Origin of the sequence: Streptomyces sp. NPDC090025, from assembly GCF_044748125.1 — a bacterium.
Taxonomy (GTDB): Bacteria; Actinomycetota; Actinomycetes; order Streptomycetales; family Streptomycetaceae; genus Streptomyces.
On record NZ_JBIVFL010000008.1, the window covers coordinates 312,456 to 338,460 of the forward strand.

Genomic DNA, 26,005 nt, shown 5'->3' on the forward strand with positions numbered 1-26,005 from the left:
AGACCCCGTATGAGCCAACTGTTCGACCTCTCCGGGCGTACCGCCGTCATCACCGGGTCCAGCCGGGGCATCGGCCTGGGTGTCGCCCGCGCGTTGCTGGAGGAGGGTGCGAGCGTCCTCGTGCACGGGCACGACGAAGCGGAGACCGCAGCCGCGCTGGAGGCACTGCGCGCGCGGCACCCCAGCGCGCCGGGGGCGCGGCCCCGGGTCGCGGCGCTCGCCGGGGACGTCACGGACGCGGATCTCGCGCGGGGTCTGGTCGCCGAGGCGGTCCGCGTCTTCGGGCACCTCGACCACCTGGTGTGCAACGCGGGTGTCGACATCGTGAAACCGGCGGTCGACTACCTGCCGGAGGAGTGGGACCACGTGGTCGCGGTCAACCTGCGGGGGGCCTTCCAACCCGCGCAGGCGGCGGCCCGGCACTGGATCGCCGAGGGGTCGGGCGGGTCGGTCACGATGACGTCCTCGGCCGCCGGAGTGGTCGGCATTCCGATGCTCGCCCCGTACGCCGCCAGCAAAGGCGGCGTCAACCAGCTCGTGCGCACGCTGGCGGCGGAATGGGCCACGCACGCCATCCGGGTCAACGCGATAGCGCCGGGTCACGCCGCCCCCGTCATGGACGGGGTCACCTTGCCCGCCGATCCGGCCTCGGACCGGCGGGCCGGGATGCTCACGCCACTGGGGCGGCGAGCCACTGTCTGGGAGATCGCCGCCCCCTATGTCTTCCTCGCGTCCCCGGCCGCCTGGTACGTCACGGGGTCCGTACTGGCGGTCGACGGCGGCTACAGCGCGGTCTGAGCCGGGCGACCGGCCCGGCGGGCAGGACGCCACGCCGACGTCGTCACGGCGTCGACGTCATTTCACCGATCCGGCCATGACGCCCTGGACGAAGTGCTTCTGGAAGGCGAAGAACACCACCAGCGGCACGATGAGGGAGAGGAAGGCGCCGGGTGCGAGGACGCCGATGTTGCTGCCGAACTGGCGCATCTGCGACTGGAGCGCCACGGTCAGCGGCTGCGACTCGCTGTCGGCGAACAGCAGCGCGACGAGCATGTCGTTCCACACCCAGAGGAACTGGAAGATGGCGAGGCTGGCGAGGGCGGGCCGGCCCAGCGGCAGGATCAGGCGCAGGAAGATCCGCCATTCGCTGCCGCCGTCGAGGCGCGCCGCCTCCAGCATCTCGGCGGGGATCTCCGCGAAGTAGTTCCGCAGCAGGAAGACGGCGAACGGCAGTCCGTAGGCGACGTGGAAGAGGATGACGCCCGCGGTGGTGCCGAACAGGCCGACGGCGCCGAAGAGTTTGGCCACCGGCAGCAGGCCGATCTGGACGGGGACCACGAGCAGGCCGACGACCAGGAGGAAGATCGCGTCGCGTCCGGGGAAACTCAGCCAGGCGAAGGCGTAGCCCGCGAGCGCGGCGATCGCGACGACGAGGACCGTCGTCGGCACGGAGATCAGGACGGTGTTCCAGAAGGCCTGGACGAGTCCGGAGTCCTCGAAGAGGGCGCGGTAGTTGTCGACGGACAGCTGGGCGGGGTCGAGGAGCGACGTCCACCAGCCGTGCGAGGCGTTGTCCTGCTCCGAGCGGAGCGAGGAGAGGAAGAGGCCCGCGAGCGGGGTGATCCATACGAGGGCGACGACGGCCAGGAGGGCCTGGACGGCCGAGTTGCCCAGCCAGCGGTTCCGGCCGGTGTGGCTGCTCATGATCCGCCCTTCCTGAAGCGCCGGATGTTGAAGACCATCGCCGGGACGACGAGGGCGAGGAGCAGGACGCTCAGCGCGCTGCCGAGGCCCTGGTCGTTGCCGCCGCCGAAGGAGACCAGCCACATGCGGGTGGCGAGGACGTTGGCGTCCTCCTGCACGGGGCCGGGGGCGATGATGTAGACGAGGTCGAAGACCTTCATGACGTTGATGACGAGGGTGACGAAGACGACGGTGAGGACGGGCGCGAGCAGTGGCACGGTGATCTTGCGGAAGATCTGGCCCTCCGTGGCGCCGTCGACGCGGGCGGCCTCCAGGGCGTCGCGCGGGATGGCGGAGAGCCCGGCTCCGATGAGGACCATGGAGAAGCCGGTCCAGACCCACAGGTAGGCACCGATGATGGCCGGGGTGACCAGGGCGGGGCCGAGCCAGTCGACTCCGGCGTAGCCGGCGGCGAAGTTCGACGCGGGGACCCGCAGGGTGTAGGTGGTGTCGGTGAGGCCGTCGAAGCGGAAGGAGCCGTCGGTGGCGGTCTCGGCGGTGGTGACGACGGTGCCGCCGCGCAGCAGCTCGACGGTCATGCCGGGCAGGCCCTTCTCGTTCGGGTCGATCGCGCCCTGCCGGCCGCCCGCTCCGGGGGTGAAGTCCAGGTAGACCGCGCCCGTCAGGGTGCCGGCGGCCGGGCCCGGGGCGCGGGCGGGGGCCGCCCCGCCGGGTACGGCTTCGGGGGCGACGCCGACGAAGGGCAGGACGGCGTCGGTGCCGGGGCGCAGGGCCTCGCTCGTGTAGCCGGCGCCGGGGCTGCCGTCGAGGCCCCGCCCGGGGCGGGCGCGGGCGGTGGGGTAGGGGGCGGGCGGGTCGACGGCGTCGTGGACGGTGACGATCGCCGCGTTGAGGACGCCGCGTTCGGGGTCCTGGTCGTAGGCGAGGCGGAAGATGATGCCGGCGGCGAGGAAGGACACGGCCATCGGCAGGAACAGCACCAGTTTGAACGCGGTGGCCCAGCGGACCTTCTCGGTGAGGACGGCGAGGACCAGTCCGAGGCCGGTGAGGAGGGCGGGGGCGACGACGACCCAGAGGGCGCTGTTGCGGACGGCCTTGAGGGTGGCCGGGTCCTGGAACATCTCCAGGTAGTTGTCGGCGCCGACGAAGCGGTCGCCGGTCGCGTCGAACAGGCTGCGTCCGACGGAGAACAGCACGGGGTAGACGACGAGGGCGCCGAGGAGCAGCAGGGCGGGCAGGGCGAACAGCGCGCCGAGGAGCCGGCGCCTGCGCAGGGCACGGCGCCGCGGGTTCACCGCGGCGCCCGGCTTCGGGTCGGGGGTCGTGACGGACACGGCGTCAGTTCCCGTACGCCTTGGCCGCCGCTGCCTCCAGTGCCGCCGCGGTCGCCTTGGGGTTCGACGGGTCGCGCAGGAAGTCCTGGAGGAGTTTCCACTCGCCGGCGCCCTTGGTGCCGCCGAAGGCCGCCGGGGCCTGGTCGGACATGTCGAAGCGGACGGAGTCGCCGGCGGCGACGAGCGACTTGGCTGTGGCGCGGGCGGTGTCGTCCCCGTACGCCTCGGGCTTGACATTCTTGTTCGGGGAGAGGAAGCCGCCGGCGCCGGCCCACACCTCGGCCGCCTCGGGGGTGGCGAGGAACTCCAGGAGCTTCATGCCGCCCGCGCCGTTCTTGGCGTCCTTGAGGACGACGGCCGCGTCGCCGCCGCTGACGACGGGCGGGGTGCCCGTGCCGACCGCGGGGAACGGGAAGAACTTGGCGTCGACGCCGGGCTTCTTGCCGAACTCGTCCTTGGCGACGCCGCCGACGAAGTCGCCCTCGTAGACCATGCCGGCCTCGGGCTGGGGGCCGAAGACCTTCTCGACGGAGCCGGGGAAGTCGGTCTGGAGGGCGCCTTGGGCGCCGCCCGCGACGAGCTGCTTGTCCTTGAAGACCTCGGCGAGGGTGGTGAGGGCGGTGACGACGCTCTGGTCGGTCCACTTGATCCGGTGCTGGGCGAGCTGGTCGTACTTCTCGGGTCCGGCCTGGGAGAGGTAGACGTTCTCGAACCAGTCGGTGAGGGTCCAGCCGTCCTCCCCGGCGACGGCGAACGCGGGGCGTCCGGAGTCGGCGAGGGCACGTCCGGCGGCGAGGAGTTCGGCCCACGTCTTGGGCTCGTTCACGCCGGCCTGGGACAGCGCGTCGGGGGCGTACCAGACGGTGGACTTGTGGGCGGCCTTGAAGTAGAGCCCGTAGTAGGTGCCGTCGACGGTGCCGTAGTTCTTCCAGACGGGGGCCAGTCCGGCGGTGGCGGTGGCGGTGGTCTCCTTGGACAGCGGGCTGAGCCAGCCCGCCTTGACGAACTGCTGGAGGACGCCGACCTGCGGGACGAGGACGACGTCGGGGGCGTTGCCGCCCTCGATCTTGCTCCCGACGAAGGTGGAGACGTTGTCGCCGGAGGGCACGAAGACGGTCTTGGCGCCGGTCTTGGCGCTGAAGGCGTCGAGGACCTTCTTGAAGTTCTTCTGCTCGCTGCCGGTCCACACTCCGGCGACCGTGACGGTCTTTCCGGCGAGTTCGCCGCCGCCTCCGGCGGGTTCGGTGTCGCCGCCGCAGGCGGAGACGGCGAGCGTGAGGGCGAGGACGCTGGACACGGTGGCGGTGGTGCGGAGGGCTGTCGCGGCGGGTCGTCGCATGACGGTCTTCCTTTCCTGGGAGATGTGCCTCGGGGCGGGGCGGTTCGGATCAGGAGACGGGGGTGTCGGTGGACCACCAGGCGGCGGTCGCGCCGGGCAGCTCGCCCTCCCGGCAGGGGCCGCTGGCCAGCAGGGGGGAGCCCGGGACGGGGGCGGGAACGGACTCGGAGCCGAAGTTGACGGCGCAGACCAGTCCGTCGCCCCGCGCGATGGCGAGGACCTGGGGAGGCGCTTCCAGCCAGCGGAGCGTCCCCTCCCCCAATTGAGGCAGACTGCGCCGCAGTTGGAGACCCTCGCGGTACAGGTGCCAGAAGGACCGGGTGTCGGCGAGGGCGCGGTCGGTGGCGTACTCGGCGAACCACTCGGGCTGCGGGAGCCAGGTGCGCGCCCCGGCGGCGGCGTCGCTGAAGCCGAACGGGGATGCCTGGCCCGACCAGGGCAGCGGGACACGGCAGCCGTCCCGGATCCGCTCGCGGCTGCCGGTACGGTGGAAGATGGGGTCGGTCAGGACGTCGTCGGGCAGGTCGAGCACTTCGGGCAGGCCGAGTTCCTCGCCCTGGTAGACATAGGCGGCGCCGGGCAGCGCCAGCATGAGGAGGGCGGCGGCGCGGGCCCGGGCGGCACCGACGTTCTCGGATCCGGGGCCGCCCGCGTAGCGGGTGACGGTGCGGACCTGGTCGTGGTTGTTGAGGACCCAGGTGACGGTGGAGCCGGTCCCCGCGATGTCGCGCAGGGCCTCGTCGATGACGGTACGGAAGGCGGCGGCGTCCCAGGGGGCGCTGAGCAGGTCGAAGAAGAACGCCTGGTGCAGTTCGTCCGGGCGTACGTACTGGGCGTGTTCGCGGGCACTGGGCACCGACACCTCGCCGACGAGGAGCCGTTCGACGCCGTCGCGGGCGGTGTACTCCTCGCAGACGGACCGCCAGCGGCGCCACACGTCGTGGACCTCCGGCTGGTTCCAGGCGAGCGGGTTGACGGAGTCGCGGGTGCGTTCGTCGGCCGTCGGATCGTCCGAGTCGGGGAGGTCGGGGTGTTTGAACAGGCCGGCGGCGACGTCGATGCGGAAGCCGTCGACACCCCGGTCGAGCCAGAACCGCAGCACCTGTTCGAACTGCTGGGCGACGCGGGGGTCGCGCCAGTTCAGGTCGGGCTGTTCGGGGGTGAAGAGGTGGAGGTACCACTCGCCGGGGGTGCCGTCGGCCTCGGTGACGCGGGTCCAGGCGGGTCCGCCGAACATGGCGTGCCAGTTGTTCGGCGGTTCGTCGCCGTTCGGTCCGCGCCCGGGGGCGAAGTGGAAGCGTTGGCGGGCGACACTGCCCGGCCCGTCGGCCAGCGCCTTCCTGAACCAGCGGTGCTCGCTGGAGCAGTGGTTGGGGACGATGTCGATGAGCAGCTTGAGCCCGAGCCGGTGGGCCTGGGTCACCACGCGCCCGAACTCGGCGAGGTCGCCGTACACGGGGTCGACGTCGCGGTAGTCGGCGACGTCGTAGCCGTGGTCGTGCTGCGGCGAGGGGTAGAAGGGGCTGAGCCAGACCCCGTCGACACCGAGCTTCCTCAGGTACGGCAGCCCCGCCCGGACACCGGCGAGGTCGCCGACGCCGTCCCCCGTGCTGTCGAGGAAGCTGCGGACGTAGACCTGATAGATCACCGCGTCCCGCCACCATGGGGTGGCGGAGCGGGTGGAGGGAGGGCCGGCCTGGGCCGGAAGAGTGCTGAGCATCTCGCGTCGACCTGTCTGAGGTGAATGCGGGAGCACCCGACCGGGGCACCCTGCTATGCATTCATGTTAAGTAGTGATGACGGACGGGTGTCAACGATGCTGCCGAACTTGCTTGGCCGGATGCCCACTTGGGCACAGGTGCTGCACCGAAGGGAACCGGCCATGGTCAACAGTGCTTCGAGAGACAGGAGTCAAGGGTGATGCGCGCGGACCGGGACGGGGTGGCGTTCAGGAGGTCCCGGCGATCGCGGCGAGTTCCCGGGCGAGGCGCCGGACGGCTTCCTCGGGGGTGGCGCGCCGGGCGAGCAGGTCCTGCCCGACGGCCTGGACGGCCAGACTCACCTGCTCGTAGCGGGCGCTCTTGGGGCGCGGCACGGCGGCCAGGACGCTCTGCCGGAGGATCGGCAGATAGGGGTGGGAGGCGACGAGTCCGGGGTCGTCGTAGAGGGAGGCCCGCACCGGCGGCAGGGAGCCCCGGGTCAGCACGGTCCGCTGCACGGGCTCGCTGGTCAGGTAGGCGAGGAAGTCGGCGGCGGTGGCGGGGTGCCGGGAGCGGGCGGACACGGCGAGGTTCGATCCGCCGAGCACGCTCGTGCCGGGCCCGTCGAGACCGGGCAGCGGGACGGCTCCGAAGCGTCCGGCGACCTTCGAACCGGTGCCGTTGGCGTCGGTGTAGACGTACGGCCAGTTCCGCAGGAACAGCAGGCGGCCCGCCTCGAACGCGGCCCGGGACTCCTCCTCGTTGTAGCGCAGCGCCTCGGCGGGGATCCAGCCCTCGCGCAGCCCGTCCGCGAGGAACTCCAGTCCGGCGCGCGCCGCGTCGGAGTCGACGCCGACGCGGGTGCCGTCGTCGCGCAGGACGGTGCCGCCCGCGGACTGGATCGCCTCGGTCAGGTTCACCGTCAGCCCCTCGTAGGGCAGGAACTGCCCCGCGTATCCGGCCAGTCCGTGCCGGGGCGCGAGGGTGCGGGCCTGCCGGGCCAGCTCGGCCCAGGTCCTCGGCGGCCGTTCGCCGGCCGCTTCCAGGACGTCCGCGCGGTAATAGAGCAGCCCGGCGTTGGTCACGTACGGGACGGCGTACAGGCGTCCTTCGAAGGTGGCCGTGTCGACGACGGGGCGCAGGAAGGCGTCCAGCTCGAAGCGGCCCGGGTCGAGGGGCCTGACCAGTCCGGCGGCGGCGAACTCCGAGGTCCAGGCGACGTCGATGTTGAGGACGTCGAAGCGGCTGCTGCCGGAGCGGAGTTCACTGAGCATCTGGGCCCGGGTCTCGTCCGCCGTGTCCGGCAGCTCGACGAGGGTGACGGGCTCGGCGCGGTGGTCCCGGTTCCATGCGTCGACCAGCGGCGCGAGGTAGTGGGTGAGGTCACCGGCCGTGACGAAGGTCAGCGGGCCCCGGCCGTCCGGCGCCGGTGCGGGGCGCCGCGCGGCGTCGGAGCACCCGGTGAGCAGGACCGCCGCCACGAGAACGCCCCTCCCCACGGCCCGTATCCACCCCATGGGTTCCTCCCGGACGTGGTCCTGGACGTGACGAGGACCATCGTGGCATAGGTCGACCCCGGGGGAATCGGTGATACTGGACCGCCGGATGACACCGCCCGTCACCTGGTCCGCCGGTCTCAGGTCCGGGCTTGCCGAACGACACAGAAGGGGGAGCGTGTGCGGCAGCAGTTGCTGGCACTCCTCACCCGGGGCCCCGCCCACGGCTACGAGCTGAAGCAGGGCCTTGAACAGATGCTGGGCTCGGCCTACCCTCAGCCGAACGTCGGCCAGGTCTACGTGACCCTCGGACGGCTGGAGAAGAGCGGTCTGATCGAGGGCGAGGACGTCGAGCAGACCGGCCGCCCCAACAAGCGGACGTACCGGCTGACCGAGGCGGGCCGGGAAGCCGTCTCCGCCTGGTTCGAGGAGACCGCCGACGAGCCGAGGGTGCGCGACGAGTTCTTCATGAAGCTGGCGCTGGCACCGCTGTCGGGACTCGCCGACCCGATCGCCCTGATCAACCGGCAGCGGCGGCAGCACCTGAACACCATGCGCACCCTGTCCCGGCTCGCCGCCACGGAGGACCGCGACAACAAGATCGCCCAACTCCTCATCGAGGGCGCCATGCTGCACCTCCAGGCCGACCTCGACTGGCTGGAGCGCTGTCAGGAGGAACTGGAATGACCGGAGCTCCGGACACGGCCGGGCCGCACGGGACGATCGTGCGCGCCGAGGGCCTGACGAAGACCCACCGCGGTGACAGCGCCCCCGTCCGGGCGGTGCGGGGCGTGGACCTGACCGTGCGGGCGGGCGAGTTCGTCGCCGTCACCGGACCGTCCGGAGCGGGCAAGTCGACCCTGCTGCATCTCGTCGGCGGTCTGGAGCGGCCCGACGGCGGGCGGCTGTGGCTGGGCGGGGAACGCGTCGACGGCTACTCCGAGGCCCGCTGGGCGGTGCTGCGGCGCCGCCACATCGGCGTCGTCTTCCAGTTCTTCAACCTCGTCTCCAACCTCACCGTCGCCGACAACATCGAACTGCCGGCCCTGCTCGCCGGGGTGTCGCCCCGTGCCGCCCGCCGCGGCCGCACCGAACTCCTGGAGGAACTGGGCCTCGGGCACCGGCACCGGGCCATGCCCGGCGAGCTGTCCGGCGGTGAACAGCAGCGCGTCGCGCTGGCCCGGGCGCTGGTCAACGACCCGGCGCTGCTCCTCGCCGACGAGCCTGCGGGCAGCCTCGACGGCAAGGGCACCCGCGACGTCGTCCGGCTCCTCTCCCGGTTCCACCGGCGCGGCCAGAGCATCCTCATGGTCACCCACGACGCCCGGATGGCCAGCGCCGCCGACCGGGTCATCAGCTTCTTCGACGGCCAGGTCACCGACGACGCGACGCTCGGCACCGGCGGCACGGCACGGCCCGGGGTGTCCGGCGTGCTCGAACTGAAGGACTGAGGCGGCGCGACGTGCGAGCCATTCTGCGCTGGGCACACTCCGACCTGCGGGCCCATCGGGGCGAGGCGCTGTTCGCCGTCCTCGCCAGCGCCGGTGTGATCGCCTCGCTGCTGCTGTCCGGGGCGCTCCTCAGCTACGCCGTGAACCCGTGGCAGCGCGTGTTCAACCAGTCCCAGGGCGCCCACATCTGGCTGCACACCCGCGGTGACCTCGACCCGCCCGCGCTCGCGTCGCTGGCCTCGCTCGACGAGGTCGCCGCGCTGTCGGGCCCGTTCCGCACGGCCGACGCGACCGTCCGGGCGGGCGGCGCCCGCGCCTCCGTCGTGCTCCGGGGCGCCGGGATCCGGCCCCCGGCCGTGGCCCGCCCGCAGGTCACCGAGGGGCACTGGCTGGCGGCGGCGCCCGGCGGCGGCGAGATCGTCCTGGACAGCGGGCTCGCCCGGGCCCTGTGGGCCGACCCCGGCGACACGGTGACCGTCACCGGCTCCACCGGCACCCCCCTGTCGCTGCGGGTCGCGGGCGTCGCGGAGACCGCCGAACCCCGCTACCGGGCCGGGCAGGGGGCCGGCCTCGCCTGGGTTCTGCCCAGCACCCTGGACCGCACCGCACCGGCGGGGCGCAGCGTGGGCCTGCGGCTGAAGGACCCGGACGACACCGACTACGTCGTCCAGCGGGCGGTGACCCTGCTCGGCGCGGACCGGGTCGACCAGGTGACGAACTGGCGGGAGGCCAGGGCCTCCGCGGGCGGCGACGACCGGCTGCTCGGGCAGATGTTCGCCGCGTTCGGTCTGGCGGCCCTGTTCGCGGCGGCCGTCGCCGTCTCCGGGGCGGTCCGCGCCCAGGTACGGGGCCAGCTGCGGGACATCGCCGTCCTGAGGGCCGTCGGCTTCACCCCCGCCCAGGTGATCAGCGGTTTCCTCGTCCAGCACCTGGGTTTCGCGACCCTCGGCGCCGGGCTCGGCACCCTCGCGACGCTCACCCTCGGGCGGCTCATCCCGGGCCGGATCGGCGAGGCGATGGTGCTGTGGCCGGAGCTCCCCGGGTACCGGGCCATCGTCGTCGGCCTGCCGTGCGCGGCGGTCCTGCTCATCGGCACAGCCACCGGGCTCGCCGCCTGGCGCGCGGGCCGGGTGCCGCCCGTCCCCGCCGCCCGATCGGCCCGCCTGACCGCTGCCCCGCTCACCCTCCTCGGCCGCCGCGCCCTCGGACTTCGCCTGTCGCCCGCGCTCGTCCTCGGCTGGCGCTCGGCGTTCACCGGGCGCGGCCGCAGCCTGCTGTCGATCGCGCGGCTCGCGCTGCCCGTCGCCCTGATGAGCGTCGCCCTGGTGGCCTGGTCGACGCTCGCCCAGTTCGGCGACGATCCCGCCCGGATGGGCCGGGCCGCCGCCCTGACCGTCCGCGCCGAACACCCGGGGCCGGGCGACGACCCGGCCCTGGAACGCGCCCTGGCCTCGGTCCCCGGCGTCCAGGACGCCTACCCCGGCGCCGAGTTCGTCGCGCTCGTGCCCGGCCAGACCGGCACCATCACCCTGCGCGGACTGGGCGGCCGGGCCCGCCCGTACCCGCACAGCGTCGTCGAGGGGCGCGCCCCGAGCGGCCCGGACGAGGCGGTCGCCGGGCAGGGACTGCTCGACCTGCTGGGCGTACGGGTCGGGGAGTGGGTGCGGATGACCGTCGAAGGGCGCCCGCAGATCCTGCACGTCGTGGGCCGCAGCCTCGAACCCGACCGCGACGGGCAGGTGATCTCCACCTCGCTCGACACCCTCCGCGACGCCGCACCCGCGCTGCGGGCCGAGTTCCACGCGCTGGTCCTGCGACCGGGCGCCGACCCGGGCAGGGTCGCGGCCGACGTGTCCCGGGCGGCGGGCGGCCCCTTGGAGGTCCGCGAGACGCCCACGCCGGCCGACCGGCTGGACACCCCGCGCGGCGTGATGGCCGCGCTCATCGCCGTCCTCGCCTTCATCGCCCTCGTCGAACTCCTCACCCTCATCGGCACCGGGGCCCGCGACCGGGTGCGTGACCTGCTGGCGCTGCGCGCGATCGGCCTCACCCCCCGCCAGATCGGTGGCGTCGTCGTCACGGCGGCGGCCCTGAGCACCCTGGTCTCGGCCCTCCTCGGCACCGCGGTCGGCTCGGCGGTCGGCCGCTGGCTCGTCGACCGGGAGGGGCGGGCCAGCGGCATCGGCGCGGGCATCGCCCACGTGCCGTCGCCGCTGCTCCTGGCGACCCTGGTCGCCACGGCGACGGCGGTCGGCGCGGCCGCCGCCCTGGCGCCCGCGGCGAAGACGGCCCGCAGGCGGCTCACCGACTCGGCGACGGAGATCTTCTAGGCGCCACGCCGGGCGCGGCCTACGACGCCCGGCGAGGTGCGGGGTGGGGGGCCGTGTCGTCGAGGGCGTGCACCGTGAGGGTGTCGGCGCCCCAGCGGACCGTCCGCACGCACACGATGCCGAGCTCGGCGAGGTGGGGGGCCAGCCGCTGGATGCGGCTGCGGAGAGCCCGCAGCGTCATCAACCGGCCCGGGGCGCCGAGGAGTCGGCGGACATCGTGGCAGCACACGGGGCCGGGAAGGGTGCGCAGGATGTCGATCAGCAGCGACTGCGTGCGGAACGACGGAGCCGGCTCCCCGCCCCCGTGCGGGAGGTCCCAGGCCGGGGCCTTCGGCTGGGTCCCGGTGCGGCCCAGCCAGCGCAGTTCCGCGTCGAGCCGGGCGACGAGGACGCCCGGCGGGGCGTCCCGGTGCAGGACGTTCACCGCGCCCGCTTCGAGGAGCGCCGTCGTGTGCCGGTGCTCCGCGGTCGACACGACGACCTGGGAGACGAGCACCAACGACCGGACGCATTCCTCCAGTTCGGCGATCTCGCGGGGGACGGCACTGTCGACGAGGGTCAGCCGGCCGTCGCTGCCCCGGTCGGCGGCCTGGCTCCAGGTCAGCGGGACCAGCAAGGGGCCCCCGGCCCGTCGGAGCCGCCACAGCCAGGTCTCGTCGCGATCGAGGGAGACCACCCCGACGTACGAAGGGGCCCCGGTCCGCGCCCGGAACCCGCTCTTGGACGCACCTCTCACGATTCCCTCCAGGTTCACTTGTGCGTTCGCGCCGACAGCACGGCAATCTACTTAACCGTTAGTCATTGAAGAGCGGCGAACACACCACTTGGGGGCGTAGCGGACGGACTTGTGCACCGTCGGGCAGACCCGGGGGCCGTTTCGGGCGACGGGCAGCGGCAACCGCGCGTGAACCGCGCGCACCGGGTCACCCGCGACCGGAGCCGTCGTCCTCCGTGCGGCCCGGCAGGTCCAGGACGAACGCGGTCGCGCCCGGGCTGCTGCGCACGGTCAGGGTGCCGCCGTGCGCGGCGACCAGGGAGCGGGCCACCGACAGGCCGAGCCCGCTGCCGCCCCGGTCACGACTGCGGGCCTTGTCGACGCGGTAGAAGCGGTCGAAGACGCGCAGCTGGTCGGCGTCGCCGATGCCCGGCCCCTCGTCGGCGACGACCACCCGGGCACCGCCCGGCGTCGCGCGGGCCGTCACCGACACGCGCGTCCCCTCGGGCGTGTGGACCGCCGCGTTGGCGAGCAGGTTGTCGAGGACCTGCCGGACCCGGACGGGGTCGAGGCTCAGCGGCAGCGCCCGGGGCCCCGCGTCCACGGTGAGCGGGTGCCCCGGCCGGGCGGCCCGGAAGGCGTCGCCGGCCTGCCGGGCCAGGTCGGCCAGGTCGTGGCGCTCCCGGCGCAGCGGCGCGTCCACCTCGGCGGCGTCGAGGCGGGCGAGCAGCAGCAGGTCGTCGAGGAGGACGCCCATGCGGGCCGCTTCGGAGCGCAGCCGGGCGAGGTGCCGGTCGCGTTCCTCCGGCACGTTGGCGGCGGCGTACTGGAAGAGGTCCGCGTAACCGCGCACCGACATGAGCGGGGTGCGCAGTTCGTGCGAGGCGTCGGCGACGAAACGGCGCAGTCGTTGTTCGGCCTCGGCGCGTACGGCGAGGGAGTCGTCGATGTGTTCCAGCATCGTGTTGAACGCGGTGCGCAGTTCCTCGACCTCGGGTCCGCCGCCGGAGCGGTCGGCGCGCAGCGGCAGGCGGGCCGCCGACTCGCTGAGGTCGTGGGAGGCGATGCCGTGCGCGGTGCGCGCCATGTCGCTCAGCGGCTGGAGACCCCGGCGCAGCAGGATCCGCCCGAGGACGACGAGGGCGAGCAGGGCGATCGTGAAGGCGATCACCTGGACCGTGATCAGCTGCCGCATCGTGTCCTCGGTCTCCGCCATCGGCGCGGCGCTCACCAGGACCACACCGGGCACGACCTCGCAGGCCCGCAACCGGTAGGCGCCCTCGCCGGAGACCCACGCGGTCCGCGTGAGATCGCCCCCGGCGTCGGCACGTTCCTGCGCGAGGGCGGTGAACTCGGCGATGTCGCCGGGGACTTCGGCCGGGCGGCGCAGACGCGCGATGCCGTCGCCGACTTCGTACACGGCGGTGTACCAGCCGTAGTACGGCTGCCGGGTGACGGTGCGGTGCTGGGCGGCGTCCTTGGCCTGCACGTCCTGCACCAAGGTGAGCTGCGCGACCTGCTGGTGCGCCAGGTAGTGGCGCATGGAGGTGGTGAGGACGGTGCCGACGACGGCGAACGCCACGAGCGACAGCACGCCGAGACCGAGGGCGAGGCGGGTGCCGAGGCGCAGTCTGCGGTACGTGCCGCGGAGCCGCGCGATCATCCGGCGGCCGGCCTGATCACGTAGCCGAAGCCGCGCACGGTGTGGATGAGCGGGCTGCCGGTGGCGTCCAGCTTGCGCCGGAGCCGACTGACGACGAGTTCGACGACGTTGGACCGTCCGCCGAATCCGTACTCCCACACGTGGTCGAGGATCTGTGCCTTGGTCAGCACGGTGGGCGATTTCCGCATGAGGTAGAGCAGCACCTCGTACTCGGTCGGGGTGAGCACCAGCGGGGTGTCGCCGCGGCGCACCTCGCGGGTGTCCTCGTCCATGGTGAGGTCGGCGACGAGCAGCACGGAGCGCTGGAAGGCCGGTCCCGCGCTGCGGCGCAGCACTGTGCGCAGCCGGGCCATCAACTCCTCGACGGCGAACGGTTTGACGAGATAGTCGTCGCCGCCGCGGGTCAGTCCGGCGACCCGGTCGGCGACGCCGTCGCGCGCGGTGAGGAACACCACGGGCACCATGGTCCCGGCCGCGCGGAGCGCGTCGAGGACGCCGAAGCCGTCGATGTCGGGCAGCATCAGGTCGAGCACGACGATGTCCGGCGCGAACCCGGCGGCCAGCCGCAGCGCCTCGTGGCCCGAGTTGGCCGTGACGGCCTCCCAGCCCTCGTAGCGGGCGACCGTCGCGACCAGGTCGGCGATCGGCGGGTCGTCGTCCACGACCAGTACGCGTGTCTTGTCCACGCCCCCATCCTGCGGCACCGGGCCGGATCCGCGGCCCCGTCCGCCGGTCCTGACCCACATTGACACGGAGTTGGAAGTCTCCCGACAGGGAATCGACAGGATCCGGCGGTCAAGCTCTCAGCACCGACTCGATCCAGGAGGTCCCCTCCCGTGACCGCTGCTGTCCCCCTGACACCCCCGAAGCCGCCTCCGGCGCCGCCCGTGCGCCCGTCGTCCCGCCCCCGGGTGGTGGCGGGCTTCGGGCTGTACGCCCTGCTCGCCGCGAACGCGGCGGCCGTCGGCTGGTTCTTCGCCCAGGCCGGTTTCGCGTCCAACGCGCTGATCCTCCTCGGGCGGCTGTGCGGCCTGTACGGGGCGCTGTTCATGGCATTCCAGCTGTTGCTGGTCGCCCGGTTGCCGTGGCTGGACCGGCGCATCGGCATGGACCGGCTGACGTCCTGGCACCGGGTCACCGGCTTCGGACTGCTGTGGACGCTCCTCGGGCACGGCGTGTTCATCACCTTCGGCTACGCCCAGGCGTCGTCGCTGGACCCCGTCGACCAGCTGGTCGACCTCGCGGAGACCACCGAGGGGGTGCTGCGGGCGGTTGTCGCGATGGCCCTGATCCTGCTGGTCGGGGGCGCCTCGGCCCGCTGGGCGCGCCGCCGGCTGAGTTACGAGACCTGGCACTTCGTCCACCTGTACGCGTATGTCGCGGTGGTGCTGGCCTTCACCCACCAGGTCGCCGCGGGCACCACGTTCACGTCCTCGCCGGTGGCCACCGCCTACTGGTACGGCCTGTGGGGTTGCGCGCTCGGAGCGGTGCTCGCGGGCCGGGTCGCCCTGCCCGTGCGGCGCAATCTGCGGCACCGGCTGCGCGTGGCGGCCGTCGTGCCCGAGTCCGACCGGGTCGTCTCCGTCCACGTCACGGGCCGCGACCTGGACCGGCTGCCCGCCCTCCCCGGTCAGTTCTTCCTGTGGCGGTTCCTGACGAAGGACCACTGGTGGCAGGCGAACCCGTACTCGCTGTCGGCCGCGCCCGACGGCACCCGCCTGCGGCTCACGGTCAAGGCGTCCGGCGCGGGCTCCGCGTCGCTGCGGCAGCTCACGCCGGGGACCCGGGTCTTCGCCGAAGGCCCGTACGGCGCGTTCACCTCGCTGCACCGCGTCCGCGAGGACTCCCTGCTGATCGCCGGCGGGGTGGGCATCACGCCGATCCGCGCGCTCCTGGAAGAACTGCCCGGCCACGCCGTGCTCGTCTACCGCGTGTCGAGCCCCGAGGACGCGGTGCTCTACGACGAGCTGCGGGCGCTCGCCGCCGCCCGGGGCGCGGCACTGCACCTGATCAGCGGGCCGCCGAACCCCGACCCGCTCACGCCGGACGCCCTGGTCGCGCTCGTGCCCGACCTGGCCGAGCGTGACGTCTTCGTCTGCGGCCCGCCCGGGATGACGAGCGCCGTGCTGCGCGGCCTGCGCACGCTCGGCGTACCGAAGCCGCAGATCCATTTCGAACGATTCAGCCTGGCCGGATGAAACGGATCCGGCGAGCCGAGGGGACCCCCACATGAAGCGAGCCCTGCCCGTCCTGGTCGTGTCCTTCGCGGCCCTCGTCCCGGTCTGGCGGTACAGCCCGTCGGTCGGCACGACGGCGCAGGCACCGCCCGTCCCGGCGGCCGTACCGCACGCACCGGCGCCGGCCCCGGAGGGCTCGTCGGCGCCGCCCGGGGGTTCCCCCGGGCGGCAGGTGATCGCCGGGCCGACGATACCCACCGAGAAGGGCGACGTTCAGGTCGAACTGACCCTCGCGGGCGGCCGGATCAGCGAGGTCCGGGCGCTCAAGGCGCCGCCCCACCCGCAGACCACGTCCGCGCTGCCGCGGCTGATCGAGGAGACCCTGCGGAAGCAGAGCGCCGACATCGACACCGTGACGGGGGCGACGGTCACCAGCGACGGCTACCGGCGGTCCCTCCAGGCCGCCCTCGACCTGCGGGACGAATCCTGACGCGTACCGCGTCGAGCACGTGACGGAGCTGCCGCCCGGCCTGGACTGGGCGTGCCGCTCGCGTACGGTCGAGTCGTCGGCCCAGGCGCCGGCTGCATCCTCATCCCCATCCCCACAGGACCACCGCAGCGCCGAACGCGTCCCGGAGAGCACCCGGCGCCTGCTGCATGTCCTGGCCACCCCCGGCCCGGTGCTCGGCCGCCACCTCGACGTCCTCGCCTGGAACCCGCTCGCCGAAGCCCTGCTGGGCGATCCGGCGGACCGGCCCCCGGCGGATCGCAACATGGTCTCGGTCCTGTTCCGGGAGCCCGAGGCACGCATGCTCTGCCCGGGTTGGGAGAACATGGCCCGCCAGAGATACGGCAGCGGTCGGCCGGGCACCTCGACGCGCAGGGCGAGATGGATGCGGGGCCGGGGGGCCGGGTGGGCGGATCGCCGGTGCCGATCGCGACCCGGCTCATGACGAGGCGCGCGGTGAGACCGATGGCCCCCCTGCGTCGCCCCCCGACCGCCGGACGGGCGTCGCCCATCGTCGTGTCAGGACCGGTGCGCGGCCGAGATCTGGCCGACCAGCACCGCGAACGGCATGTCGAGCGCGGCGTACACGGCCGCCGACTCGGGGGCGGCGTTGTCCCCGAGGGCCTCGACCATGAGGGTGGCGTAGTCGCTGAGGATGACGCCCGCCTGCTGCATCCGCGCCAGCCCGGCCTCCCGCTTGGTCGCGCTGAAGGTACCGGAGGCGTCCACGGCCACGTAGGCGTCGTAGCCCGCGGCGGTCGCCGCGTACGCGGGCAGGGCCGCGCAGACCTCCAGGGACACCCCGGCGAAGATCAGCTTCTGGCGGCCGGTGGCCTCGATGGCCTCGCGGACCCGGCCGTCGTGCCAGGCGTTGACCGAGCTGCGGTCGATGATCTTCTGTCCGGCGGGGAGGGCCTCGACCAGTTCGGGGGCAGTGGGTCCCCACATGCTGTCGGCGGCGGTGGTGGTCACCACCAGCGGGATGTCCAGCGCGGTCGCGGCCCGCGCCAGCGCCGCCACGTTGTGCTTCAGCTCGCCCACCGGGATGTCCCGGACGCCCGACAGCAGACCGACCTGATGGTCGACCAGGACGACGGCGGCGTTCTCGCGGGTGACCGGCTCCAGGTACTTGCTGCGCTCGCTCACGTTCTTCTCCTCGGATCGTCAACGGGGATTCAGCCACTCACGTTTGGTCACTAATCTTGATAGTCAATTTCAGTGACGACTTTGAATCTAGGTGACCATCGCCAGAGATGCAAGCCGGAGTTGGAGCGGTGCCGGCCGGGCAACGGCCGGACGGATAAACTCGCTGGTAGGACCGCCCTGGACACAACGGCGGCAGGCAGAGCGGCAGCGGGAAGGAAGGCGTGGACACATGACCGGGGACCGGCAGGCCGAACCGGGACCGGATCTGGGAGTGCTCGCCGCCCGGGTCCTGCTCTCCGTCCAGCGCGAACTGTTCGCCACCCTCGCCGAGCGCGGTTTCGACGACATCCTGCCGCGCTCCGGGGTCGTCCTGGCCCATCTGCGTCCCGAGGGCATCCGGGCCAGCGAACTGGCCAGGCTGTCCGGCCAGCACAAGCAGGTGGTCGGCACACTCGTCGACGACCTGGAACGCCTCGGCTATGTCGAGCGCGCCCCCGACCCCGCCGACCGCCGCGCCAAACTGGTCCGCCCCACCGAACGCGGTCTCCTCCAGATGGAGACGGCCACCACCATCATGCGCGCGATCGAGGAACGGCACGCGAAGGCCCTGGGCGAGGAGGCGTACGCCACCTTCAAGCAGGCGCTCGGTCAGGTGGCGAAGGCCCAGAGCGCGGCGGCGCAAAGGCCGGTCTGAGGGGCCGGTCTGAGGAGCCGGTCCGAGCAGCGGGTCCGAGCGGCCGGTCGGAGCGGCCGTCGGTCAGGGCTCGATCGGCTGCCAGCGGCCCTCGCGGTAGACCATCCCGCTGTCCTTGATGAACGTGGTGACGAGATGGACGCGGGAGTGGCGGTAGCCGGGCAGACCGGGCAGGACATCGGCCTGGAGGCGGTAGACGTCGTCGGTGTGCGACACCGCCACCGCGGCGATCAGATTGTCGGGGCCGCTCACCGCGGCGGCCAGATGGACCGCCGTGAGCGAGGTGAACTGCTTGACCGTGTCGGCCAGGGTCGCCGGATCGCACTGGATGAAGAACACCGCCTGGACTTCCAGGCCCACCTGGCAGCGGTCCACGACCGTGGCGATCTCGGCGCCCCCACCGCGTCGGAGGCGGTCGAGGCGGCGCTGCGCGGTCGCGGAGGAGGTATGGGTCGCCGCCGCGAGCCGGGCGAGGCTCATCCGGCCGTCCACGGCGAGCGCTTCCACCAGGTGCTGTTCGTCGGTGTCGAGACGAGGGCCGGGACCGAGGCCGGGAGCACCGTACGGGTGCCGGATCAGATCCGTCTGGGCGGCGGTGAGCAGGGGCGGATGCGGCGGACCGGCCAGGGTGTGGGCGCGCAGCACGGGCAGGGTCCGCAGGTCGACGAGATCACCGACCAGCGCGTGGTGACGTAGCGTCAGGTCATTGCGTTCGTCGCGGTGGCGGGGGTGGACCAGGGCGAAGATCTCGCCGTTGTCGAGCACCCAGACCGTCTTCACCGGGTACATCCGGGCGAGTTGGTGCGCCAGCCGCAGGGTCCGGTCGGGCCGGGCACGCGGCATGAGCAGCAGGGGCCAGCCGCCCCAGGCGCGGTAGGGGTTCTCCAGGACGGTGACCGCGAGCAGCCCGGACTCCATCAGCCGGGTGCCCCGTCTGCGGACCGTGCTCTCGGTGAGGTCCAGAGCCTCGGCGATCACCGCCCACGAGGCCCGCCCGTTGGCCAGCAGCGCCGAGACCACCAGCTTGTCCGTGTCGTCCATCGCGGCCCCTCCGAGTTCGACCGGGCCGCGCCTCCGGCCCTGTTCGTGGTCAAGGCCCATGGTGACGGAAATCCACCGCCGGGAGGGAGTCGGGTGACGGAATCCTGCACGTAGGGGCATGAGGGACCGCAGGTGAGGGCCGGTGGGAGGACCGCGGTCTTCACTGTCCTCGTCACGACGATTCGTCGCGGCGGCCGATCACCACGGCTCGTCACGACGGATTCCCGCGAACGTCACTCACCGAGAAGAGGCACGACCATGACCAAGAGCCTGACCCGCCGTACGAACCTCGCCACCGCCGTCGTCAGCGGCCTGGCGACCGCGGCGCTGGTGCTCGGCGTCCAGTCCGGCACCGGCGACGGTCCACAACTGACCACCACCGGCGCGGCCAAGGCCGCACCCGCGGCCCCCGCCGACACCGCACCGCAGAAGACGGACAGCCGACGAAAGCTGGGTGAGCCCTGGAAGTACGACGGCAGGACCGCCCTCTACCAGACCCATGAGGTGAAGGACCCGCGCGGCATCCTGTTCGTGGCCGGGCAGACGGCGAAGGACGAGAACAACACCTATCTGCACCTGTGGGACATGGAGCGGCAGATCGACCGTGTCTTCGACCAGGTGGAGAAGTACGTCAAGGACGCCGGCTACAAGCCCTCGGACATCACCAACCTGCGGTACTCGGTGACCGACGAGGATCTCTTCTTCCAGCACTTCGACCAGGTCATCGACCGACTCGACAAGGCCGGCATCAAGCCCACCAGCGCGGCCATCGGTGTCGAACGGCTCGCCCGCCCCGGTGTGCTCCTTGAGATCGAGGCGACCGCGGTCCGATGATCCGGTGCGCCCGCCCGGGACATATCGGGGCCGGAACGCCGGTCCGAGGCCGACCGAAGGACCCGGCGGCCGACCCGCCGCAGGGCCGCCAGCCGGTGGCCCGGCGGTGGTCGCCGCACCGCAGGCGGCCGGTGCCGCGGCGGCCCGTTGACCGGCTGCGGGCCGTCGGCGATACGGACTCCCCTGTCAGCACGGGTGGTGAGCTGCCGGAGTACCCCCTCGCGTGCGAGGACGGCGGCCGGCGCCTGTGGCTGCCGCTGATCGCCTGGAGCGCGGGCTTGCCCTCCAGGGGCTTCAGATCCGCCTCTCCGCACAGGCCCCCACCGTTCTCCCGCACGACCTCAACCACGAACACGCCCACGGCGAATGCACCCGACAGCTCCGGGACCCCGGCCGGCACCGTGCCAGTGATCCCGCCGCCCGGCCCCCCGTTCAGGACCGAGCAGTCGCACACCGACAGCCTGCTGTCACGCACAAGCACCATTGCGTGCCGCGCCGCGAGATGGTCGGTTCCGGGTCGCGGCGGTGATCAGCTGGGGATCGGAGCGCAGCCCGCCGGGCTGCGGCCCGGCGCGGACCTGTTCGGCGCCGACAAGGTTCAGCGCACCGATCTGGTCGTCCTCGCCCCAGCGGCCGAGTTGAGCAAGGAAGCGGTCGAGGACATCCGAGGACTCATCGCGACGTCCCCGCGGCGGCGAGGCTACGGTCGAGCCAGCCGATGACGGTGGGGAACACTTCGCCCCATTTGCTCACCGCGCAGTGCCCGGTGTCGGGAACAAGGTCGACCACCGTGTCCCGACGCCCTTGGAACACCAGGGTGTCGTGCTGCGGGACATGCACGTCATCGGCGCCGTTGACGATCAGCATCGGGGCGTTGCGGTCCTGGTCGAGCAGCGGGCGCAGCGAGAACTCCGCCCTGCTTGCCGCGAACTCCTCGGGACTGGGGGGCGCATCGAACCCCAGGGCGTTGCCGACGATCCCGTCCATTCCGAAGACGGCCTTCCGCTCACCGGTGAACGCGGCTTCGACCGGCCCGCCCAACACCACGGCGGCGTCCACATCGCCGGCGAGACCGGACCGGGCGGAGAAGTAACCGCCCATCGAGATCCCCACGTGCCCCACCACACCGTTGCCGAGCGACCGGGCATGGTCGATCAGCCCGCCGACGATCTCCGCACCGCCGGAACCCGTCATCGGCACAGCGGATTCGCCGGTACCAGCGATGTCGAAAGCCACTACGCGGAGCTGGAGTTGGGTCGCCAGAAGCACCAGCACCCCGTGCACATCCATCTTCCAGCTGTCCACTCCCCCGCTGGCGATCAGCACCGGCCGGCCAGGGGGCAGGCCGAAGGGCGTGAACACATGCACCGACACGTCGGTTGTGCCGCCCCGGTACGGCAACCCCAGTACCTGACGCTGGAATTCGAGACCGAATCCGGGGGCGGCGAGCTGATACTGCTCGAGCTGCCTGGCCAGGGCCACGCGCTTGCCTCCATCGGCCAGGGCGGGAAACTTCGCCCACCCGTAGGCCAGCGCGGCCCGCTCGTGCGCGCCCGCCTCCGCGTAGGACGCGGCCAGTTTCGACCATTCATGGACCCAGCCGCCCGGGGCGTCCGTCCACATGTCCGCGACCGCAGCACGCACGGTGTCGACATCGGACACCGGCAGCCCGGTGTTGATCATCTGCGGATACCGCTCACCGAAGAGCTCGGAAGCATCCAGCGGCCACTGGTAGGACATGACAGCTCCTTCTACGACGCGATCCCTAACGCAGACTTCGTGCGTCAGGGACGCTACGTCCGGTCGACCGCAAACGCAAGAATCGTGCGTTAAGCTCAGGGGTGTGAACGGGGACGAGATGCACACCCAGGTGACCCGCCGCCCGGGCGGCCGATCCGCGCGAATCCGCGCCGATGTCTTGCAGTCCACGCTGGAAGCGCTTGCCGACCGCGGCGCCGACCGCCTGACGATGAGCGAGATCTCCCGGCGATCGGGCGTCCACGCCACGTCGATCCAGCGGCGCTGGGGCACCCTGCAGAACCTGATCCTCGACGCCCTTCTGGCCTACAGCCAGGAGCAGCTGCCGATCCCCGACACCGGAACCCTCCGGGACGACATGGTCGCGCTGGCCCGCCTGGTCACGGCCTACCTGGACACACCACTGGGCACGGCACTGGCCCAGGCCATGGCAGCAGGAGACGACGACCCCGCCCTGGCCGCCAACCGCGACCGATTCTGGCGAGCCCGCTACGACGCCGCTCGCACGATCATCGACCGCGCCATCGACCGCGCCGAACTGGCCGCCGACACCGACCACCAGCTCGCCCTCGAACTGCTCATCGCACCCCTCCACTTCCGGGCGCTGCTCATCCGGCAACCGCTCGACGAGGACCGCACCGAGCAGATGGTCGACACACTCCTGCACGGACTGGCCAAGTAGCCCTGCCCGCACGGGCCTTCGGCCTTCTGGGACTGGGAGGCAGGCGAGTCCTGCCGCAAGTGCCCGCGCCAGTACGGGCAGCAGGGCGTGGAAGAGAAGCTGCGGGAACGCTGGTTCACCCGGATGTTCGCGCCGAACCACGTCGTCCACCGCTTCGTCGGCAACCTGGCCAGCGACCCAGGACATGCACGCTGCCGTGCCCCATCCGGACTCCGCGCGCCCGTGGCCGCCGCCGACAGCCGGCCCCGGCCACCTTCTTCCTCACCGGCCACTTCGCCGAGCGCCACCCGCAGGGCGTCGCGGGCGGATGACGGTGCAGCAGGCCGTCAGACGGGCCCTCGACGCCCTTGTCCCCGGCGAGATCGTCCAGATGCACGTCGGCTCCCTCGACGGCCAGGACCCGGTCCTCGACGCACAGGCCCTGCCCCAGATCATCGACGCCGTCCGCACCCGCGGCTACCGGATCCGGTCACACCACGACCCGATGGAGTTCGCGGGTCGTGGTGTGACCGGAAAGCCGCTTGTCGTCATGCGCACGCCAAATCTAAGGATAGACCTGCTATCCATGTCCCGGGGTGCGGTCCCCGTCAGGCACTCGTGTGTCTGAGACCGCGGGCGGCCGACGCCCGCGGCGGGCTCGGGTGGACAAGGGGGATCCTCCGTGCATCGTGGAGGGAACAGGGCGCTGGGCGCCGGGGTCGCGTCCGGCATCGCGATCGCGATGCTGCTGACGGGCTGCAAGGCGGGCGGCGACGACAACGATCCGGCGGGCGCCGCCAAGGGCGGCGGATCGCGCGAGGCGTTCGTGAAGGCGGCGGCCGCGCTGCGTGACGCGCCGAACTTCGGGTACCGCATGAGCGCCCCCGGCGGGCTTTCGGTCCGGACGCGGGCGACCCGTGAGGGCGCGGCGATCGGCACGATGACGGTGGGCGGCTCGCTGACGAACACACTGACGGTGGGCGGCAAGACCTATGTGAAGTGGCACGACAAGCTCCCCGGTGCCGGTGCCGGTGCCGGTACGGGCGCCCGGCCGGGGCAGGCGGAGCTGCTGAAGGACAAGTGGGTGACCGGCAGCGCGCTTCCGGGTACCGGTGGGACGCTGACCCCGAAGCTGCTGGGCACGGCGGTGGCGCAGCAGCTGAACCAGCCGGGGATCCGGTTCCCCGAGCGGGACGAGACGGTGACGGTCGACGGCAAGAGCGCGTGGAAGGCGTCGGGCTCGCTCAGCGACATCTACGTGACCAGCACCGCGCCCCACCGGGTCGTGCGGATCGCGCCGAAGGGCAGCGGTCTTTCGGGCCTTTCGGGGCTGCCGTCGATGCAGAACGCGTTGCCGACCGCGCTGCCGTCGGCGCTGCTCGACGTGCCGGGCATCGGCCGGGCGAGCCGCTCGGCCCGCCGCGGTGTCCCTCGGGCGCCCGCGGCGACGGCACAGATCGACGTCGACGAGCTGACCCGGGCCGAGGTCGACGAGCTGTTCGACGAGCTCGTCAGCAACACCCGTCAACTCGCGAAGTCGGCGGACATGTCGTACCAGTTCAACGCCAGCGGGAGCGCGGCGTTCACCGGCTGCGGTCCGGCCGCCTGCTCGGTGACCGTCACGATCACCAGCCGGTTCGTCAGCGCGAAGCTCAAGCCGCCGACGAACATCAACGCGATGATGACGGTGTCGATGACCGGCAGCGGCAGCCCGGTCGGCGGCTGCGCCACCAGCGGGACCCTGCCCGTCAACGCGACGGGCTCCCTCGCGTGCACCAACACCTCGCCCGCCTGGGCCGCCTGGTACAGCAGGGCCCGCAACACGCGCGGCACCCACGTCTACACCGCGCTCGCCCAGGTCGTCGGCAACGCCATGAGCGAGGCGGCCATCGACTACCTGATCGAAGAGCTCCAGCGTCTGCACGAGGAGCACCAGCGCGAACGCTTCGGTACGGGAACGCCGAGCGGCTCGCCGAGCCCGTCGCGCACCTGCACCCCGCAGCCCCCGGTCTACGGTCCGTTGGACAGCCTGGGCCGCGGCACCTCCGGGCACGTGGTGCTGTGCGATCCGCCGCCCACCGGCAGCGCCGCCTCGGTCGCCCCGCGCGGCTACAACCCGGCCATCCACGACGGCGGGCATCTGATCGGCGCGCGTTTCGGTGGCGCCGGCAACACGTTCAGCAACATCGTGACCCTGTACCGGACGATGAACCAGGTGGTGATGCGGACCTGCGAGAACCGGGTCGCCGACCTCGTGAAGGCGGAGTCGCCGGTCGACTACACCGTGACCGCGACGTACGTCCCCGGCCTGCTCATTCCCGCGAGTGTCACGATGACAGCCAGGGGCGACAAGGGCACAGTGTTCCACGTGACCCTCCCCAACACGCCTTCCGCCGCCCATGCCTGCAAGAAGTAGCCTGGCCGGCCTGCTCGGCCCGGCCCCGGCGACCGCACCGGCGGTCGACTGGGCCCGGACCGAGCAGCTCCTCGGCTTCGTCCCGCCCGCCGACTACCGGTCCTGGGCCGACGCCTACCCCCAGCTCGTCATCGACGGCTTCCTGATCGTCCGGCACCCCGCCGCCGCACCGCCCAACCTGCTCACCGCGGGCGACGACCTGCTGTTCATGGACCGTCTCCTGCGCGAAGCCGACCCCGACGACGTCCCCTACCCCTTGCACCCCGAGCCCGGTGGCCTCTACCCCTGGGGGACGACCACCAACGGCGAGCGTCTGCACTGGCACCCCGCCGCCGACCAGGTCGTCGTCATCGGCCGCTCCGGAAACTGGGAACACCCCGGCACCATGACCACGTTCCTCACCGCCGTGCTCACCCGCACCGTCGTCTGCCCTCTGTTCCCACCGGGCTTCCCCGGACCGGACTTCACCGTCACCACGGCCTGACCGGCACACCCGCCGAGGGCGACTCCGACCGCGACCACGTCAGACGACCGCGCCAGACGTCAGCGTCAGACCGTGTGCCGCCGGGCGCGGATCGCGATGATGGCGGTGTCGCAGATCATCGCGACGGCGCCGAGCACGACCAGCGGCCAGGTGGCGTCCGGCGGAACGTACTGCCAGGTGATCCCGGCGGTGATGCCCCCGGCGAGGGCGAGGCCGGTGCCGGAGGGATAGCGCAGCGGAATCGTGAGCTGCCGGCCGGGACCGGGTTCCGGTCCGGCGGTGGCCATGGGATCCTGGAGGGACATCTGGCGGTCTCCTTCGCGGTGGTGCCGGATGGCTCCGCCGCTCCCACGGTTCCTAGGCCGAGTGGGGAGCGGCGGACTGCTGTACGGGGCCCGGCGTGCGGGCCGTTCGCAGGCGGTCACGCCTTCCCGCGCTTGCCCGCCCACACCTTGACCCCTAGGTTCTGTCGTCAAATGTCACGCCCACATCAGGAGTGATGCGAGGGTGACGGCTGCTTCGTAGGACTGTGCGGTCTTGTCGTAGCGGGTGGC

At 72.5% G+C, this 26,005-nt stretch carries 25 protein-coding genes; 13 read left to right on the forward strand and 12 right to left on the reverse strand.

The annotated features are described in order from the left end of the window. Positions 1 to 9: 9 nt before the first annotated feature. Entirely contained in the window at positions 10 to 798 is a 789-nt protein-coding gene (locus tag ACIPXM_RS20705; protein ID WP_401657363.1) for an SDR family NAD(P)-dependent oxidoreductase, read from the forward strand. Positions 799 to 855: 57 nt separating this feature from the next. On the opposite strand, the gene ACIPXM_RS20710 is transcribed toward ACIPXM_RS20705, so the two are convergent. The 5 genes from ACIPXM_RS20710 to ACIPXM_RS20730 form a co-directional block, all read right to left on the reverse strand. Further along, complete coding sequence (locus ACIPXM_RS20710; protein WP_401657365.1) at positions 856 to 1,704, reverse strand: carbohydrate ABC transporter permease; 849 nt, start codon at positions 1,702 to 1,704, stop codon at positions 856 to 858. Then, the gene (locus tag ACIPXM_RS20715) at positions 1,701 to 3,038 is read right to left on the reverse strand and encodes a carbohydrate ABC transporter permease (protein WP_401657367.1); all 1,338 of its coding nucleotides are present in this window, start codon (positions 3,036 to 3,038) and stop codon (positions 1,701 to 1,703) included. Before ACIPXM_RS20715 ends, ACIPXM_RS20710 begins: the two co-directional genes overlap by 4 nt. 4 nt (positions 3,039 to 3,042) lie before the next feature. After that, positions 3,043 to 4,377 (reverse strand): ABC transporter substrate-binding protein, encoded by a 1,335-nt coding sequence (locus tag ACIPXM_RS20720; RefSeq protein WP_401657369.1) that lies wholly within the window; start codon positions 4,375 to 4,377, stop codon positions 3,043 to 3,045. Positions 4,378 to 4,426: 49 nt separating this feature from the next. Continuing rightward, positions 4,427 to 6,097 carry a glycoside hydrolase family 13 protein gene (locus ACIPXM_RS20725; protein ID WP_401657371.1) on the reverse strand — a complete coding sequence of 557 codons (1,671 nt, stop codon included), beginning with the start codon at positions 6,095 to 6,097 and terminating at the stop codon, positions 4,427 to 4,429. Between the two features lie 228 nt (positions 6,098 to 6,325). Next, on the reverse strand, positions 6,326 to 7,594 hold the full coding sequence (locus ACIPXM_RS20730; protein ID WP_401657373.1) for an ABC transporter substrate-binding protein: 1,269 nt from the start codon (positions 7,592 to 7,594) through the stop codon (positions 6,326 to 6,328). A gap of 159 nt (positions 7,595 to 7,753) precedes the next feature. On the opposite strand from ACIPXM_RS20730, the gene ACIPXM_RS20735 reads away from it, so the two are divergent. Genes ACIPXM_RS20735 through ACIPXM_RS20745 form a run of 3 tightly spaced genes read left to right on the forward strand, consistent with a single transcriptional unit; the run spans position 7,754 to position 11,354 of the window. Beyond that, the gene (locus ACIPXM_RS20735; RefSeq protein ID WP_401657375.1) at positions 7,754 to 8,260 is read left to right on the forward strand and encodes a PadR family transcriptional regulator; all 507 of its coding nucleotides are present in this window, start codon (positions 7,754 to 7,756) and stop codon (positions 8,258 to 8,260) included. Continuing rightward, complete coding sequence (locus ACIPXM_RS20740; RefSeq protein ID WP_401657377.1) at positions 8,257 to 9,024, forward strand: ABC transporter ATP-binding protein; 768 nt, start codon at positions 8,257 to 8,259, stop codon at positions 9,022 to 9,024. The genes ACIPXM_RS20735 and ACIPXM_RS20740 overlap by 4 nt, the downstream gene beginning before the upstream one ends. A gap of 11 nt (positions 9,025 to 9,035) precedes the next feature. After that, entirely contained in the window at positions 9,036 to 11,354 is a 2,319-nt protein-coding gene (locus ACIPXM_RS20745) for an ABC transporter permease (RefSeq protein WP_401657379.1), read from the forward strand. Between the two features lie 19 nt (positions 11,355 to 11,373). Here ACIPXM_RS20745 and ACIPXM_RS20750 read toward each other — a convergent pair whose 3' ends face one another. The 3 genes from ACIPXM_RS20750 to ACIPXM_RS20760 all read right to left on the reverse strand — a co-directional run bounded on the left by ACIPXM_RS20750 (position 11,374) and on the right by ACIPXM_RS20760 (position 14,418). Then, complete coding sequence (locus ACIPXM_RS20750; RefSeq protein WP_401657381.1) at positions 11,374 to 12,090, reverse strand: hypothetical protein; 717 nt, start codon at positions 12,088 to 12,090, stop codon at positions 11,374 to 11,376. A gap of 187 nt (positions 12,091 to 12,277) precedes the next feature. Beyond that, the gene (locus ACIPXM_RS20755) at positions 12,278 to 13,732 is read right to left on the reverse strand and encodes a sensor histidine kinase (protein ID WP_401657383.1); all 1,455 of its coding nucleotides are present in this window, start codon (positions 13,730 to 13,732) and stop codon (positions 12,278 to 12,280) included. After that, a complete protein-coding gene (locus ACIPXM_RS20760) occupies positions 13,729 to 14,418 on the reverse strand; it encodes a response regulator transcription factor (RefSeq protein ID WP_401657385.1) in 690 nt (229 codons plus the stop codon). Before ACIPXM_RS20760 ends, ACIPXM_RS20755 begins: the two co-directional genes overlap by 4 nt. A gap of 168 nt (positions 14,419 to 14,586) precedes the next feature. Between ACIPXM_RS20760 and ACIPXM_RS20765 the strand changes: the two genes are divergently transcribed. From ACIPXM_RS20765 to ACIPXM_RS20775, 3 genes are read left to right on the forward strand one after another with little or no spacing between them, the layout of a single operon-like run. Then, positions 14,587 to 15,930 (forward strand): ferric reductase-like transmembrane domain-containing protein, encoded by a 1,344-nt coding sequence (locus tag ACIPXM_RS20765; RefSeq protein WP_401657432.1) that lies wholly within the window; start codon positions 14,587 to 14,589, stop codon positions 15,928 to 15,930. Between the two features lie 31 nt (positions 15,931 to 15,961). Then, entirely contained in the window at positions 15,962 to 16,399 is a 438-nt protein-coding gene (locus ACIPXM_RS20770; protein ID WP_401657387.1) for an FMN-binding protein, read from the forward strand. Between the two features lie 19 nt (positions 16,400 to 16,418). Beyond that, positions 16,419 to 16,862, forward strand: a complete 444-nt coding sequence (locus ACIPXM_RS20775; RefSeq protein ID WP_401657389.1) for a hypothetical protein — start codon at positions 16,419 to 16,421, stop codon at positions 16,860 to 16,862. 74 nt (positions 16,863 to 16,936) lie between these two features. On the opposite strand, the gene ACIPXM_RS20780 is transcribed toward ACIPXM_RS20775, so the two are convergent. Then, entirely contained in the window at positions 16,937 to 17,563 is a 627-nt protein-coding gene (locus ACIPXM_RS20780; protein ID WP_401657391.1) for an isochorismatase family protein, read from the reverse strand. Between the two features lie 229 nt (positions 17,564 to 17,792). Here ACIPXM_RS20780 and ACIPXM_RS20785 point away from each other — a divergent pair, with 229 nt between their 5' ends. Then, on the forward strand, positions 17,793 to 18,257 hold the full coding sequence (locus ACIPXM_RS20785; protein WP_401657393.1) for a MarR family winged helix-turn-helix transcriptional regulator: 465 nt from the start codon (positions 17,793 to 17,795) through the stop codon (positions 18,255 to 18,257). A 63-nt stretch (positions 18,258 to 18,320) separates the two neighbouring features. On the opposite strand, the gene ACIPXM_RS20790 is transcribed toward ACIPXM_RS20785, so the two are convergent. Continuing rightward, positions 18,321 to 19,298 (reverse strand): Lrp/AsnC family transcriptional regulator, encoded by a 978-nt coding sequence (locus ACIPXM_RS20790; protein WP_401657395.1) that lies wholly within the window; start codon positions 19,296 to 19,298, stop codon positions 18,321 to 18,323. Between the two features lie 258 nt (positions 19,299 to 19,556). On the opposite strand from ACIPXM_RS20790, the gene ACIPXM_RS20795 reads away from it, so the two are divergent. Next, a complete protein-coding gene (locus ACIPXM_RS20795; RefSeq protein ID WP_401657397.1) occupies positions 19,557 to 20,132 on the forward strand; it encodes a RidA family protein in 576 nt (191 codons plus the stop codon). A gap of 672 nt (positions 20,133 to 20,804) precedes the next feature. Here ACIPXM_RS20795 and ACIPXM_RS20800 read toward each other — a convergent pair. Further along, positions 20,805 to 21,872, reverse strand: coding sequence for an alpha/beta hydrolase (locus ACIPXM_RS20800; protein WP_401657399.1), 1,068 nt, complete (start codon positions 21,870 to 21,872; stop codon positions 20,805 to 20,807). Between the two features lie 103 nt (positions 21,873 to 21,975). Between ACIPXM_RS20800 and ACIPXM_RS20805 the strand changes: the two genes are divergently transcribed. From ACIPXM_RS20805 to ACIPXM_RS20820, 4 genes are all read left to right on the forward strand, one after another. Continuing rightward, a complete protein-coding gene (locus ACIPXM_RS20805) occupies positions 21,976 to 22,572 on the forward strand; it encodes a TetR-like C-terminal domain-containing protein (protein WP_401657401.1) in 597 nt (198 codons plus the stop codon). Between the two features lie 307 nt (positions 22,573 to 22,879). Further along, positions 22,880 to 23,179, forward strand: a complete 300-nt coding sequence (locus ACIPXM_RS20810) for a hypothetical protein (RefSeq protein WP_401657403.1) — start codon at positions 22,880 to 22,882, stop codon at positions 23,177 to 23,179. Positions 23,180 to 23,233: 54 nt separating this feature from the next. Further along, entirely contained in the window at positions 23,234 to 24,967 is a 1,734-nt protein-coding gene (locus ACIPXM_RS20815; RefSeq protein ID WP_401657405.1) for a DNA/RNA non-specific endonuclease, read from the forward strand. Next, a complete protein-coding gene (locus ACIPXM_RS20820; protein WP_401657407.1) occupies positions 24,951 to 25,451 on the forward strand; it encodes a hypothetical protein in 501 nt (166 codons plus the stop codon). Before ACIPXM_RS20815 ends, ACIPXM_RS20820 begins: the two co-directional genes overlap by 17 nt. 65 nt (positions 25,452 to 25,516) lie before the next feature. Here the strand turns inward: ACIPXM_RS20820 and ACIPXM_RS20825 are convergent, their stop codons facing one another. Then, a complete protein-coding gene (locus tag ACIPXM_RS20825; protein ID WP_401657410.1) occupies positions 25,517 to 25,756 on the reverse strand; it encodes a hypothetical protein in 240 nt (79 codons plus the stop codon). Positions 25,757 to 26,005: the final 249 nt, after the last annotated feature.